Raw genomic sequence first — 12,904 nt, 5'->3', positions numbered from 1 at the left:
AACGAGAAACTGACTATGTTCGACACCCTTTCCAAAGCAGGTAAATACCTGGGCCAGGCCGCTAAAATGATGATTGGCGTGCCGGATTACGACAACTACGTCGAGCATATGCGCGTCAACCACCCGGATCAGACGCCAATGACCTACGAAGAATTTTTCCGCGACCGCCAGGATGCCCGCTACGGTGGCAAGGGCGGGGCGAAGTGCTGTTAACCCTCTTTTGGTAAATAGAGGCTGATCTGCTCCTGTTTACAGCCGTAAATTGCCGCCAGCTTTTCGCGGGTGCGCTTTTGCGGTCGGGAGTCCAGCGCCTCCAGCTGTGACACGGCGGACTGACTGATGCCAAGCTTCTCCGCCACCTCCTGCTGGGACATACCGCGTAAAATGCGCCAGGCGGCCTGTAGGCTGACGTTCTCGTTATGCATGATGTCGCACACTTCACCCGGTAAACCTACGTTATCGTAGATGTCTGATTCGTAAGGGATGTCTTCCCAGTCGTTTTCATCATCGTCATCATACTCAAGCATGGCTAAACGCATGCGAAAATATTCACCGTAGGGTATGACAACATACTGTTTTTTTCCTTCTTCATCCTTGATGAACTGAATAGTCATATTCCGTATGCTCCTCATGAAGGTAGGTAGTGGTTGTCCGGCGTTTTACTGCCACTACGTAGCAGATATCACCCGGCGGGTCTCCGAAGGTGTAAATGACCCTGTAATCACCTAATCGCAACCTGTAGTGGTTTTCGGGAGAAGATAATTTCTTGATATCCGCGACAGGTGATGTTTTATCGTCCATCTTCTCCAGCCTGAATTTAATGCGGTTCTGATATCGAGGATCGATTTTAGAAAACTGCTTCTCTGCTGTTTTAGACCACACGATCTTCATCCGTACCTCCACTGTACGCCCACACAAAACATAAGGAAATAATAAGACTATTAGATAAATTCCGAATTTCTTATGGGGTACTGTAGAGCGGAGAAAAACCGCGAGAAAGCGGCAAAACGCGAATCGTCGAGGCGACTCGAACAGGCCTCTGCCGGGCGACAGAGGCATACAGTAAATTTGCGATCAGGCGTTCAGACCGCCGTCCACATCCAGACCGGTGCCGGAAATTTGCCCCGCAGCCGGGCTGGCAAGGAAGGTGACCGCCGCTGCGATATCCTCCGGCTGGCCGTAATGACCAAGCGCGATCATCCGGCGCTGGGCTTCCGCCTGCTCGCCGTCTTCCGGGTTCATATCGCTGTTGGTCGGGCCGGGATGAACCAGGTTGACGGTAATGCCGCGCGGGCCTAAATCGCGGGCCAGACCCCGGGTAAGGGAGTTTAGGGCCGATTTGGTCATCGAGTAGACGGCGATCCCCGGCTGCGCCACGCGGTTCGCCAGACAGCTGCCGATGTTGATGATGCGTCCGCCGTCAGACATATGCACCAGCGCTTCCTGAATGGCGATCACCACGCCGCGGATATTGACGTTGATCAGAGCGTCGATGTCCGCCAGGGTCATGGACTCCAGCGGGCCGCCGCGTGCAATCCCGGCGTTATTGACAAGAATATCCAGCCCGCCGAGGGAGCGCGCCGCCTGCGTGACCGCATCCTGAATCGCCTGCGCGCTGGCGCTGTCGGCCTGAATCGCCTCGCCGTGTCGCCCCAGCGCGTTGATTTCATCGACGACCTGCTGGGCTTTATCGACGGATTTTTCGTAGGTGATAACCACATCGGCACCGGCGCGTGCCAGCGACAGCGCAATTGCCCGACCCAGCCCACGACTGGCGCCGGTGACCAGCGCCTTTTTACCTGTTAAATCGATCTGCATGATGACCTCGTTGCAAGAGTGGAGAGAATCATCATTAGGTATAGCCCGTCGGCGCGATTAACGGCTGAAGGATTCCACCTTCTCAAACGCGGCGCGCAGAACGTCAGGGCTTAACGTAATCGGTAAAAAGTGAATCGACTCCACCGGGCGCAGGGTGTGAGCAATGACCTTGTCCAGCTCGTCGCGGTTATGGATATCGACCTCCAGCGCGCGAAGCGTGGTCGGCAGGTTAAAACGCTGGTATGCCGCCACCAGCTGCGTCAGCACGTCCTCCTGACCGAGCAGGGCGCTCTGCACCAGAATGCCGTAGGCCACCTTGGTGCCGTGGAGGTATTTTTCCGTCTGCGGCAGCACGGTTAAGCCGTTGTGCACCGCGTGCGCCGCCGCCACGCGGGTATAGCGTTCGCCCAGACCGCCGACCATACCGCCACCGGCGATAACGGCGTCCACCACGTCCCGAAACGCCTGCGTCTGGTCGCCGCGCTGCTGGTCGGCCAGCGCCTCTTCGCTGCGCTCCAGCAGCACGTCGCGGATCGCCAGCGCACCGTTCAGGCCAAGACGCACGGTCAGCGGCAGGTTTTCCGGTTCAGGGGCGAGTACCGCCGCTTCGTACCACTTCGCCAGCGTATCGCCGATGCCTGCCAACAGGTATTCCGCCGGGGCGTTAAGGATGATTTGCGGCTCTACCAGCACCAGATAGTTGGCGTCGTCAAAAATCTCAAACTGTAGCGCCTGCCCGGCATCGTTGTACCACACGGAGAGCGGGGTCCACGCCGCGCAGGTGGCGGCGATGGTGGGAATGCCCACGAACGGCACGCCCAGACGACGCGCCACGGCCTTGACGGTATCCATTACCGCACCGCCGCCCACGCCAATCACCACGCTGGCTTCACCACCCGACGCGTTCACCAGATGAGTGACGTCACGCTCGCTGCAATGGCCCTTAAACAGCAGATGTTTTGCCCCCGTCGCGTTAAAACTCTGCGGCAGATAAGGGCGTGCGCCCTCGATAGCCCGCTCGCCGTAGATCCACACCGCGCGGGAAAGCTGTTCCGGAGTAAAGAAATCATCCAGGTGCGCAAGGCTTCCCGGATGAGAGAAGTAGTTCGCCGGGCCGGGCACGACGCGGATATTGGTGTTGCTCATGAAGTTATCCTTTTTTAGCAAGCGCTAACCCGATGTTATGTCTGGACATCCGGATGGCTAATAATATTTCGCTTTATCTTATGCCTTTTCCGTCGTTGTCAGTCAACCGGAGCTGTGAAAAATTCGCTAAATCAGAAGAGTAATGAAGGATTTACGCGGATGGTTTCCAGTCGCCTTGAGATGCGCGGTATCAGCCTGGCCTTTTCCGGCTTTCAGGCCCTGTCGCGCGTGGATTTCACCCTGAATGGCGGGTCGGTGCATGCGCTGACCGGCGCCAACGGCGCGGGAAAATCGACGTTGATGGCGGTGCTGTGTGGGACGCACGATCGTTATGAAGGCGAAATCTGCATTAACAACCAGCAGGTAAGCATCCGCGAGCCGCTGGATGCTAAACGGCTGGGTATCCACCTTGTGCAGCAGGAGGTGGACGTGGCGCTGATCCCCGGGCTGAGCATTGCGGAGAACATTATGCTCGACCAGCTGGCGCAGCCGGGACACCGCTACAGCTGGCGCGCGATTCGTCAGCAGGCGCGGCAGGCGCTGGCGCAGCTGGATGTTTCGCTGGACGTTCGCCGTTCCATCGACAGCTGCACGCTGGCTGAAAAGCAGCAGATTTTGCTGGCGCGGGCGCTCTCGCACCACTGCCGTTTTCTCATTCTTGATGAGCCCACTGCGCCGCTGGACGCGCACGAAAGCGAGCGTCTGTTTGCGGTAGTAAGACGTCTGCAACAGCAGGGCATTGGCGTGGTGTTTATTTCTCACCGCATTCACGAGCTGAAGGCCATCTGCGACACCCTGACGGTGCTGCGCGACGGCAGGCTGATTGAGTCCGGCCCGATGGCGGATCTGAGCGGAGAGGAGATCGTCGAGAAGATGCTCGGCCACGAGCTGAGCGATATCTATCCGCCCCCGCGACCGCCGCACGGTGAAGAGATGCTGCTGCGGGTGGAAGGCCTGCACGACGACGCGCTGCTGAAAGATATCTCCCTGCATCTGCGCAAAGGTGAAATCCTCGGCATTGCCGGGCTGGCGGGGGCGGGGAAAACGGAACTCTGCAAGGCGCTGTTTGGCGCCAGCAAAAGCCGCGTGGCGCGCGGCGAGCTGAACCATCAGGCCTGGAAACCGCGCGATCCGGCAGACTCGGTGCTACGCGGTCTGGCGCTGGTGCCGGAGGAGCGGCGCAAAGAGGGCATTTTTATCGACGAGCCGGTGAGCATGAACCTTGCCGTGTGCGCCGATAACAGCTTCTCGCGCTGGAGCCTGTTTGGTCATCGTCAGGCGTGGCGCTGGGCGGAAGAGGTGATTGCCCGCGTCGGCGTGCGCACGCGTGGGCCGGGGCAGGTGCTGCGTCGGCTTTCCGGCGGTAACCAGCAGAAGGTCGCCATCGGGAAATGGCTGCGCAATGACGCCAGCGTGCTGATATTCGACGAGCCGACCAAAGGCGTGGACGTGAAGGCCAAAACCGATCTGTTTCAACTGATCGACGGCCTGGCGCGCGAGGGCAAAGGGGTGATTTACGCCTCGGGTGAATTTGCCGAGCTGGTCGGTCTGTGCGACCGCATCTGCGTGCTGTGGGACGGTCGCATCGTGGCGGAAATCGCCGGGGCAGAGGCCCGGGAAGAAACACTACTTTATTATTCAACCGGAGGAACGGCGTCGTGAGCAAGGCCCTTTCAGTGACCACGGCGGCGTCTGGCCGTCAGCAACTATTCGATTTTCTTTATAAGTGGGGCATGCTGCTGACCGTCGTCGCGCTGGTGGCGGTGTTTGGCCTGGCGTCGGACAGCTTCCTCGACCCGAACAACATCATCAACATTCTGCGCTCGATTGCCATCGTGACGGTGATTGCCGTTGGCGTCTCTATTTCGCTGACCGTCGGCGGGTTCGATCTCTCCGTGGGATCTACCGCGTCGCTGGCGAACGCGCTGGTGATTTCGCTTTTCGTCTGGCACGGCTTTGGCACCACCGAGTCGATTCTGCTGACCCTCGCGCTCTGTACGCTGGTCGGCCTGTTTAACGCCTTTCTGATCGTCATCCTGCGCATTCCGGACATGCTCGCGACCCTTGCCAGCCTGTTTGTCATTCAGGGTGTGGCGATGACCTACAGCTACGGCGGGTCGATTACCGAGAACATGGTACTGCCGAGCGGCGACATGGCGGAAGGGACCATTCCGGCGGCGTTTGGCCTGCTCGGGCAGGTGCCGACCATTGTGATCGTCATGCTGGTGGTGACCGTGCTGGCGCAACTGGGCCTGTCGCTGACCACCCATGGACGCCGGATGTACGCCATTGGCGGCAACCCCGAAGCCGCGCGCCTCTCCGGCATTCGCACCACTCGCTACAAAGTGGCAGCCTACGTGATTGCCTCTCTGCTGGCGGGGCTGGGCGGCATTCTGCTGGCCTCGCGTATTGGTTCATCGCAGGTGAATGCGGGCGGCGGCTACCTGATGGACGCGGTGGCGGCGGCGTGGATCGGCTTCTCGCTGGCCGGATCCGGCAAGCCGAACGCGCTGGGTACGCTGGTGGGGGCGGTGATCCTCGGCGTGCTGTCGAACGGGCTGGTGATGCTCTCCGTGCCGTATTACGCCATGGACATTATAAAAGGGCTGGTGCTCGCGGTAGCGCTGGCGATTACCTACATACAAAAACGCTGACAACACAACGGGATAATAAATGAAAAAGATTGCGCTCTCTTTGGTAGCTCTTGGGTTACTCACTTCTCTGCCGGGCCTGGCGGCTACCCCCGCGCCGGTTCCGACCGCCATTGCCAGCCATGACGGCCCGATCCGCATCGCGGTGATCCGCAACCTGGGCTCGGACGACAACACCACGCAGTTTGTTGCCGGGGCGATTCAGGAAGGGAAAAAGCTCGGCTTTAAGGTCAGCACCTTTTTAAGTAACGGGGACGACGCCAAATTCCAGGATTTCGTTAACCAGGCCATCAGCCAGAAATACGACGGGATTATTCTCTCTCAGGGGCGCGATCCGTACTCCACCGCGCTGGTGAAGAAGGCGGTGGATGCCGGGATCAAAGTTTCGGTGTTTGATACCGCTGTGAACGGCGAGATCCCGGGCGTAACCGTTACCCAGCAGGACGATGCCTCCCTGACCAACCTCTCTTTCGGCCAGTTGGCGAAAGATTTCAACGGCAAGGCCAATATCGTCAAGCTATGGGTCGCGGGCTTCCCGCCGATGGAGCGCCGTCAGGAGGCCTACAAAGAACTGCAAAAGCAGTACCCGGAGATTAAAGAGCTGGAGTCCATCGGCGCGGTCTCCTCTGACGTGCAGGGCGACACTGCCAACAAGGTGGGCGCGATCCTCGCGAAATACCCGAAAGGTAAAATCGATGCCATCTGGGGTACCTGGGATGCCTTCAGCCAGGGCGCGTATAAGGCGCTGAAAGAGAACGGCCGAACCGAGATCAAACTCTACAGCATCGACATCTCCAACCAGGATTTACAGCTGATGCGCGAGCCGGGTAGCCCATGGGCAGTGAGCGTGGCGGTGGATCCGAAGCTGATTGGCGCGACCAACGTACGCCTGATTGCCAATAAGATTGCCGGAGAAGCGACGCCTGCCACTTACGATTTCAAGGCGGCGGCCATTCCGCAGGCGCTGCTGACCGCCCAGCCGGGCGCGGTGAACGTGGCGTCTCTGGGGAAAATCATTCCGGGCTGGGGCCAGACGGAAGATTTTATCGCGCCGTGGTTTGCGACCCTTGCCGCTAAAAACAAGTAAACCAAGCCGGGTGGCGGCTGCGCCTTACCCGGCCTACATTTCGCACCCGTAGGCCCGGTAAGCGCAGCGCCACCGGGCGTAAGGAGCATAAGGTGTCTCAATTACCCCCTCCCGAATACAGCCGCAATATGCGGCTGATTGGCCATAGCGATCAGGGCGGTCGCCCGGACGGCGTGCAGCTGATGGTACACCGCGGTTTCGCCTATATCGGCCATATGGTGTCGCAGGGCTTTTCGATAGTGGACGTGCGCGACCCGAAAAAACCAAAAGCCGCAGGATACGTGCCTGCGCCGCCGGGTACCTGGAATGTGCATCTCCAGGCGCATGACGACCTGCTGCTGGTGATCAACGCCCGGGATCTGTTTGCCGATGCGCGTTTTGCCGATGAGAAGGTTTACTACACCCGCCAGGTGGGGGAGACCGTCAGCGATGTGCAGGATAAAGGCTGGAGCGCCGGGCTTCGCGTCTTTGATATCTCCACACCGGACAGGCCACGCGAGATAGGCTTTTTATCGCTGAGCGGCATCGGCATTCACCGCATCTGGTACGTCGGTGGCCGCTGGGCGTATGTCTCAGCGCTGATTGACGGCTTTACCGACTACATCTTTCTGACCATCGATCTGGCGGACCCGCGCAAGCCTGAAGTGGCGGGACGCTGGTGGCTGCCGGGGATGAATCAGGCCGAAGGCGAACAGCCGAACTGGCCGGAAGGCAAACGCTACGCTCTGCACCATGCGATTATTGCAGGCGATACCGCGTACGGCAGCTGGCGCGACGGTGGCCTGACGCTGCTGGACGTGAAGGACCGCACCCGGCCTAAGCTCATTAGCCACCGTAACTGGAGCCCGCCGTTTGGCGGCGGGACGCACACCGCGCTTCCGCTGCCGGATCGCGATCTGCTGGTAGTGCTGGACGAGGCGGTGCTGGATAACCAGCAGGACGGCGAGAAGCTGATCTGGCTGTTTGATATCCGCGAGCCGTCGAACCCGGTGAGCATTTCTACCTTCCCGCAGCCGGATGAAACCGGCTACGTGGCGAAAGGGGCGCATTTCGGCCCGCACAACCTGCACGAGAACCGGCCGGGGAGCTTTGTCAGCTCAACGCTGATCTTCGCGACGTACCAGAACGCGGGCGTGCGCGCGTATGACATTTCCAATCCGTATCGCCCGGTAGAAACGGGGGCGCTGGTGCCCGCGGCGCCGGAAAAGATGATGGATACGCGGCCCAATCGCCCGCAGGTGATCCAGTCGTGCGACGTGTTTGTGGATGCGCAGGGGATTATTTACAGCACGGATTATAACGGTGGGATGTCAGTGATTGAGTATCTGGGGTGAGTTTTTGCCGGGTGGCGGCTTCGCCTTACCCGGCCTACATTTTGCACCCGTAGGCCCGGTAAGCGCAGCGCCACCGGGCAAACGTTCTCAACTGTACTGCCGCACTCGCGCGACCAGCTCTTCCGCGCTGTCGATGCGGTCAGCAATCACAATCAGCGCCTTGCCGAGGGATATCGCGTGGCGCAGGCATTCGTGACGCATCGCTTCATCCTGAATGGTGTCGATATCCGCCACATGGGAAAGCCCGACGCTGCGGCGAATCAGCTCGGTGCCGCAGAATCCGATGGCATCGTGCCAGACCTTTTTCAGGAACGCAGAGGCATAGCCCGGCGCGCTGAGCGCGGGGTCGCGCGTTTTCTCATTCGCCAGCGCCTGGAAGCGCTCCGCGAAGGTGTTCCACAGTTCCTGAATATCGGTCAGGCGCTGCTCGCGCGCGGCGGCGGCATCGCGAATGCCCAGATGCCCCGGCAGGCCGCAGAAGTTCAGCAGCAGGTTGCCGATGGCAGTGCCAACGTCAAAGCCAATCGGGCCAAAGTAGCCGAACTCGGCGTCGATGGCTTTCAGGCTGCCGCCGGCCACAAAAATTGAGCCGCTGTGAATGTCCCCGTGCAGCAGGGCTTCGGCATGCGAAAAGAAGCGGTGCTTCAGGGAGGCCACAGCGATTTTAAGCTGGGCGTCGTCGCGCAGGGCGGCAACATCGTTCTCCAGATCGGCCGGGTAGCTGTTGCGCGCGTGGATCTGGTACGGATCGTTAAAGAACAGATCTTCAGTGATCTCGCACATCTCCGGGTTGATGAATTTTGCCACCTGCGCTTTTTTCTCGTGCGGATGCAGATAAAAATCGCTGGTGTGGAACAGGGTGTGAGCCAGATATTCACCCAGCTGCCGCGCCGCCTGCGGGTAGTAAATGTTGTTAATCAGCTCGCCGCGCCAGATGCGATGGTTGGAGAGATCTTCCATCACCATCACCGCCAGTTTCGGGTCAAAGTGGTGGATTTTCACCGTGTGCTCAGGGCTGTGCTTGTAATGCTCGACCAGGGTTTGCGCCTCCAGGCGAGCGCGATCCAGCGTCAGCGGCCAGGACTCGCCGACGCAGCGCACATAGGGCAGCGCCTGCTTAACGACGATGCGGCTCACCCCCGCGCTATCGAATATTTTAAAGACCAGGTTGAGGTTACCGTCGCCGATTTCCTGCGCCTCCACCAGCGATGACGGATCGTCAAGTCCGCCAAACTGCCTGGCATACTCCACGGCGTCCTGAGCGGTAAAGGTACGGTATTGCGACATGGCCTGCTCCTCAGTTTTGCTAATTAAGACATGTAGACGTCTATACATCTGGATTTCATCCTGACACAATGTGCTACAACAACGCAACAGGGAATTAACGACATGCAGACATTACAGACGACCAGCCTGCGGGTGGCGAATAATCAGCTCTATATTCTCGACCAGCAGGCGCTTCCGCAGGAGAAACGCTGGCTGGATGCCTCGACGGTGGAGGCGCTGGTTGGGCATATCCACGCTCTGCGCGTGCGTGGCGCGCCGTTAATTGGTCTCTCTGCAAGCCTGCTGCTGGCGCTGTTAGCGGAAAGCGGTAAAGGCCGCGATGAGCTGGCGGCGGCGCTGGAGACCCTGCGTGCCTCCCGCCCGACGGCGGTGAACCTGATGAACAATCTCGACCGCATGAAGATTGCGCTGTGGCAGGAAGCGTTCGTTCCGGCGCTGGTGGCTGAAGCGCTGCGCCTGATTAATGAAGACAAACGGCTTTGCGACGCGATTGCGAAAGCGGGTAGCGCGCTGGTGAAGCCCGGCAGCCGCCTGCTGACCCACTGCAATACCGGCGGGCTGGCAACGGCGGGCGTCGGTACGGCGCTAGGGGTGATTGCCCGCGCGCATCAGGCAGGGAATGTCAGCAACGTCTGGGTGGATGAAACCCGTCCGCTGTTGCAGGGCGGCAGGCTGACCGCATGGGAGCTGGGCGAGCTGGGCGTGCCTTATCAGCTGATTACTGACTCCATGGCCGCCAGCCTGATGGCAAAAGGGCAGGTGGATGCCGTGTGGGTGGGGGCAGACCGCATTGCCGCCAACGGCGACGTGGCGAACAAAATCGGCACCTATTCCCTGGCGGTGCTGGCGAAGTTCCACGGTATTCCGTTCTACGTCGCCGCCCCGCAAACGACCCTCGACCGGGACTGCCCGAACGGTGACGCGATCCCGATTGAGCAGCGCGCGGCCAGCGAAGTGACGGGCGTGGCGGGAAGCTTTGGCGCGGTGCAGTGGGCGCCGCAAGAGGCGCAGGTCTATAACCCGGCGTTTGACGTTACCCCCGCCTCGCTGATTAGCGGCTGGGTGCTGGATACGGGCGTGGTCACCCCTGAAGAGGTAGCGAAAGGGAAATTCGCCTGAGTGGGACTATCCTTGTAAGGGGTTCCCTTTAGAGGACGTTATCGTGACGCTCGATCCTGAAACAGACTTAAAACTGGAACGCGTGGTGGATGCACCGCGCGACCTGCTGTGGCTCTGCTGGACCACACCGGAGCACATCAAAAACTTCTTCATTCCTGCTCCCCATAAGGTGACTGAATGCGACCTCGATCTGCGCGTGGGTGGGCGATTCAATACCGTGTTTGAGGTGGACGGGCAGCGGATGGATAACCGGGGCGTATTTCTTGAAATCGATCCCGGTAAAAAGCTGGTCTTTACCGACGGTTATACCGAAGGCTGGAAGCCGGTCGAGAAGCCGTTTATGACGGCAATTTTGTTGCTGGAAGACGCCGGGGAGGGCAAAACCCGCTATAAGGCGATTGCGCGCCACCCCACGAAGGAAATCCGCGAGCAGCATGAACAGATGGGATTTCACGAAGGGTGGGGGATTGTGCTGGATCAGCTGGTGGGGTATGTGAAAGGGCTTAACGCTTAGTGCGCGCTGGTGCCCTCACCCCGACCCTCTCCCACAGGGAGAGGGAGAAAAGATCAGGCCAGGCGTGGATACGCATCCGCAATCCCATCACCCGTAAACTGGGCCACCCATCCCTCCGGATTGTCGAAAATACGAATCGCCGTAAAGTTCGGCTCTGAACCCATGTCAAACCAGTGCGGCGTGCCTGCGGGTACGGAAATCAGGTCGTTTTTCTCGCACAGCACCTGATACACCTCATCGCCGATGTGCAGGCAGAATAGTCCCGCCCCTTCCACGAAAAAGCGCACTTCGTCTTCGCCGTGGGTGTGCTCGTTGAGAAACTTCGCGCGCAGCGCCTCTTTCTGCGGATTGTCGGCGCGAAGGCTAATCACGTCCCAGCTCTGATAACCTTTCTCTGCCACCAGCTTGTCGATTGCATGCTGATACGCCTCAATCACGGCTTCAGGCGCGGGATCCTGCCCTAAATCACGGTCTGCCGCCCAGCGTTCAAACCGCACGCCTTTGGCGTTGAGCTGTTGGGCAATCTCGGCGGCGTCGGTGCTGCGCCACAGGTGATGACTGGCGTCTTTATCGGAATAAATGGTCAATGCGCTCATGAAGGGATCTGCTCCGGGTTAATCTCGTCAAACTGGTGGATCTGATGGTGATGGCTTGCGCCGTCATCTTCACCGCGTATCAGTTGCAGGGTGCGAAAACCCGCCTGTTCAGCCGCGTCCAGCTCCTGATGAATATCCGACAGGAACAGGATCTGCGACGGGGCGATGCCCGTTTGCGCCGCAATATTTTGATAAGACTGCACCTCACGCTTGGCACCGATGCGGGTATCAAAATAGCCGCTGAACAGATGAGTAATATCACCTTCGTCGCTGTAGCCAAATAACAGTTTCTGCGCGGCGACGGAGCCAGAGGAATAAACATAGAGATCAATCCCTTGTGCCTTCCATTTTTCCAGCGCGGGCAGTACATCAGGGTAGAGATGGCCGGTAAAGTCACCGTTGATGTAACCGTCCTGCCAGATGATGCCTTGCAGGGCTTTGAGCGCCGTCGATTTGCGGTCTTCATCCATAAAGGTAAACAGCACGTTGATGAGATCGCTGACGCTGGCATGCGGAGTGCTGATTTCATCGCGCAGGTTGTCCAGAATCGATTTGACCGGCTCGGCGTACTGCTGCGCGGTCACAAAGGCCGCCAGCCGCTCACGCGCGTAGGGGAACAAAACATCATGGACAAAACGGATATCGCTGGTGGTCCCTTCAATATCCGTCACAATCGCGCGAATCATACTCTCTCCCATTGTCGTAAACGCATTTCGCATTCAAATAAGAATTCTAAACCTTCCAGATGACGGCGGGCTTCGGCCACGTCGCGTCCCCAGCAGGTTAAGCCATGACCGCGCAGAAGAAAACCATAATTAAGCGGGCGTTCCTGCGCGTAATGGGCGATGCGAGAGGCGAGGGCGTCGATGTCCTGGTCGTTGTCAAACACCGGGATGGCCACCGTATCCCGATGCGTGGTCTGCCCGGTAAGGGATTTTTGCATCTCGAAGCCGGAGATCTTCAGCTCGGTCTCGTTGACCAGCCGCGACAGCACCGTGGCATTGACGGTGTGAACGTGCAGGACGGCGTTAGCCTCCGGGAACAGGCGATAGATGAGGGTATGCAGCCCGGTCTCTGCCGACGGTTTACGGCCAGAAGGCGCACGGTTGGTGGCGATTTCAACCTGTAGAAAATCGGCGGTGGTCAGGCTGCCTTTGTCTTTTCCGGATTCGCTCAGCCAGCACAGATGTTCATCCTGACGCACGGACATATTGCCGCCGGTAGCGGGCGCCCAGCCTTTAGCGCCAATCCAGCGGCAGGCCTCGACCAGGTGTGTGAGTTGCAGGTTGTCTGTCATTTCCTTTTACCCTCTCGGTCAGGAATATTTATATCATTTAGACGTCTAAGCGTCT

At 59.1% G+C, this 12,904-nt stretch carries 15 protein-coding genes; 7 read left to right on the top strand and 8 right to left on the bottom strand.

Annotated features, from left to right (window positions below; genetic code table 11):
- Positions 1-15 precede the first annotated feature (15 nt).
- Positions 16-213 carry a YbdD/YjiX family protein gene (locus IM282_RS18085; protein ID WP_006809671.1) on the top strand — a complete coding sequence of 66 codons (198 nt, stop codon included), beginning with the start codon at positions 16-18 and terminating at the stop codon, positions 211-213.
- Here the strand turns inward: IM282_RS18085 and IM282_RS18080 are convergent.
- From IM282_RS18080 to IM282_RS18065, 4 genes are all read right to left on the bottom strand, one after another.
- Positions 210-614 (bottom strand): helix-turn-helix transcriptional regulator, encoded by a 405-nt coding sequence (locus tag IM282_RS18080; protein WP_022647392.1) that lies wholly within the window; start codon positions 612-614, stop codon positions 210-212. The two genes, IM282_RS18085 and IM282_RS18080, sit on opposite strands and share 4 nt — an antisense overlap.
- The gene (locus tag IM282_RS18075; protein ID WP_022647393.1) at positions 589-891 is read right to left on the bottom strand and encodes a type II toxin-antitoxin system RelE/ParE family toxin; all 303 of its coding nucleotides are present in this window, start codon (positions 889-891) and stop codon (positions 589-591) included. Before IM282_RS18075 ends, IM282_RS18080 begins: the two co-directional genes overlap by 26 nt.
- A 183-nt stretch (positions 892-1,074) precedes the next feature.
- The gene (locus IM282_RS18070; protein WP_022647394.1) at positions 1,075-1,818 is read right to left on the bottom strand and encodes an SDR family NAD(P)-dependent oxidoreductase; all 744 of its coding nucleotides are present in this window, start codon (positions 1,816-1,818) and stop codon (positions 1,075-1,077) included.
- A gap of 57 nt (positions 1,819-1,875) precedes the next feature.
- Complete coding sequence (locus IM282_RS18065) at positions 1,876-2,964, bottom strand: oxidoreductase (protein WP_063150844.1); 1,089 nt, start codon at positions 2,962-2,964, stop codon at positions 1,876-1,878.
- 159 nt (positions 2,965-3,123) lie between these two features.
- Here IM282_RS18065 and IM282_RS18060 point away from each other — a divergent pair, with 159 nt between their 5' ends.
- The 4 genes from IM282_RS18060 (at position 3,124) to IM282_RS18045 (ending at position 8,036) form a co-directional block, all read left to right on the top strand.
- Positions 3,124-4,626: a sugar ABC transporter ATP-binding protein gene (locus IM282_RS18060; RefSeq protein ID WP_038415646.1), complete on the top strand. Its 1,503-nt coding sequence runs from the start codon at positions 3,124-3,126 to the stop codon at positions 4,624-4,626.
- Positions 4,623-5,618 (top strand): ABC transporter permease, encoded by a 996-nt coding sequence (locus IM282_RS18055; RefSeq protein ID WP_192970690.1) that lies wholly within the window; start codon positions 4,623-4,625, stop codon positions 5,616-5,618. Before IM282_RS18060 ends, IM282_RS18055 begins: the two co-directional genes overlap by 4 nt.
- Positions 5,619-5,637: 19 nt before the next feature.
- The gene (locus IM282_RS18050; protein ID WP_192970689.1) at positions 5,638-6,702 is read left to right on the top strand and encodes a sugar ABC transporter substrate-binding protein; all 1,065 of its coding nucleotides are present in this window, start codon (positions 5,638-5,640) and stop codon (positions 6,700-6,702) included.
- A gap of 92 nt (positions 6,703-6,794) precedes the next feature.
- Entirely contained in the window at positions 6,795-8,036 is a 1,242-nt protein-coding gene (locus IM282_RS18045; RefSeq protein ID WP_192970688.1) for an LVIVD repeat-containing protein, read from the top strand.
- An 87-nt stretch (positions 8,037-8,123) separates the two neighbouring features.
- Here the strand turns inward: IM282_RS18045 and mtnK are convergent, their stop codons facing one another.
- Positions 8,124-9,323, bottom strand: coding sequence for an S-methyl-5-thioribose kinase (gene mtnK, locus IM282_RS18040; RefSeq protein WP_192970687.1), 1,200 nt, complete (start codon positions 9,321-9,323; stop codon positions 8,124-8,126).
- Positions 9,324-9,425: 102 nt separating this feature from the next.
- Between mtnK and mtnA the strand changes: the two genes are divergently transcribed.
- Both mtnA and IM282_RS18030 read left to right on the top strand, forming a co-directional pair.
- Complete coding sequence (gene mtnA / locus IM282_RS18035) at positions 9,426-10,442, top strand: S-methyl-5-thioribose-1-phosphate isomerase (protein WP_063149481.1); 1,017 nt, start codon at positions 9,426-9,428, stop codon at positions 10,440-10,442.
- Positions 10,443-10,485: 43 nt separating this feature from the next.
- Positions 10,486-10,956, top strand: a complete 471-nt coding sequence (locus IM282_RS18030) for an SRPBCC family protein (RefSeq protein ID WP_192970686.1) — start codon at positions 10,486-10,488, stop codon at positions 10,954-10,956.
- A gap of 53 nt (positions 10,957-11,009) precedes the next feature.
- On the opposite strand, the gene IM282_RS18025 is transcribed toward IM282_RS18030, so the two are convergent.
- The 3 genes from IM282_RS18025 to IM282_RS18015 are packed head-to-tail and all read right to left on the bottom strand — an operon-like array spanning position 11,010 to position 12,849.
- The gene (locus tag IM282_RS18025) at positions 11,010-11,552 is read right to left on the bottom strand and encodes an acireductone dioxygenase (RefSeq protein WP_192970685.1); all 543 of its coding nucleotides are present in this window, start codon (positions 11,550-11,552) and stop codon (positions 11,010-11,012) included.
- Complete coding sequence (gene mtnC / locus IM282_RS18020) at positions 11,549-12,238, bottom strand: acireductone synthase (RefSeq protein WP_023305674.1); 690 nt, start codon at positions 12,236-12,238, stop codon at positions 11,549-11,551. Before mtnC ends, IM282_RS18025 begins: the two co-directional genes overlap by 4 nt.
- Positions 12,235-12,849 carry a methylthioribulose 1-phosphate dehydratase gene (locus tag IM282_RS18015; RefSeq protein ID WP_022647407.1) on the bottom strand — a complete coding sequence of 205 codons (615 nt, stop codon included), beginning with the start codon at positions 12,847-12,849 and terminating at the stop codon, positions 12,235-12,237. Before IM282_RS18015 ends, mtnC begins: the two co-directional genes overlap by 4 nt.
- Positions 12,850-12,904: the final 55 nt, after the last annotated feature.

Origin of the sequence: Enterobacter cloacae complex sp. P29RS (assembly GCF_014893445.1) — a bacterium.
Lineage (GTDB): Bacteria > Pseudomonadota > Gammaproteobacteria > Enterobacterales > Enterobacteriaceae > Enterobacter > Enterobacter intestinihominis.
Note: the sequence above shows the minus strand (reverse complement) of the source record. Positions and strands in the feature narration are given on the sequence as shown.

What these genes read in the sequence shown, in the direction of transcription:
- IM282_RS18085 (WP_006809671.1), top strand. Translation starts at nt 16, where the DNA reads ATGTTCGACACCCTTTCCAAAGCAGGTAAATACCTGGGCCAGGCCGCT.
- IM282_RS18080 (WP_022647392.1), bottom strand. Translation starts at nt 614, where the DNA reads ATGACTATTCAGTTCATCAAGGATGAAGAAGGAAAAAAACAGTATGTT.
- IM282_RS18075 (WP_022647393.1), bottom strand. Translation starts at nt 891, where the DNA reads ATGAAGATCGTGTGGTCTAAAACAGCAGAGAAGCAGTTTTCTAAAATC.
- IM282_RS18070 (WP_022647394.1), bottom strand. Translation starts at nt 1,818, where the DNA reads ATGCAGATCGATTTAACAGGTAAAAAGGCGCTGGTCACCGGCGCCAGT.
- IM282_RS18065 (WP_063150844.1), bottom strand. Translation starts at nt 2,964, where the DNA reads ATGAGCAACACCAATATCCGCGTCGTGCCCGGCCCGGCGAACTACTTC.
- IM282_RS18060 (WP_038415646.1), top strand. Translation starts at nt 3,124, where the DNA reads ATGGTTTCCAGTCGCCTTGAGATGCGCGGTATCAGCCTGGCCTTTTCC.
- IM282_RS18050 (WP_192970689.1), top strand. Translation starts at nt 5,638, where the DNA reads ATGAAAAAGATTGCGCTCTCTTTGGTAGCTCTTGGGTTACTCACTTCT.
- mtnK (WP_192970687.1), bottom strand. Translation starts at nt 9,323, where the DNA reads ATGTCGCAATACCGTACCTTTACCGCTCAGGACGCCGTGGAGTATGCC.
- mtnA (WP_063149481.1), top strand. Translation starts at nt 9,426, where the DNA reads ATGCAGACATTACAGACGACCAGCCTGCGGGTGGCGAATAATCAGCTC.
- IM282_RS18025 (WP_192970685.1), bottom strand. Translation starts at nt 11,552, where the DNA reads ATGAGCGCATTGACCATTTATTCCGATAAAGACGCCAGTCATCACCTG.
- mtnC (WP_023305674.1), bottom strand. Translation starts at nt 12,238, where the DNA reads ATGATTCGCGCGATTGTGACGGATATTGAAGGGACCACCAGCGATATC.
- IM282_RS18015 (WP_022647407.1), bottom strand. Translation starts at nt 12,849, where the DNA reads ATGACAGACAACCTGCAACTCACACACCTGGTCGAGGCCTGCCGCTGG.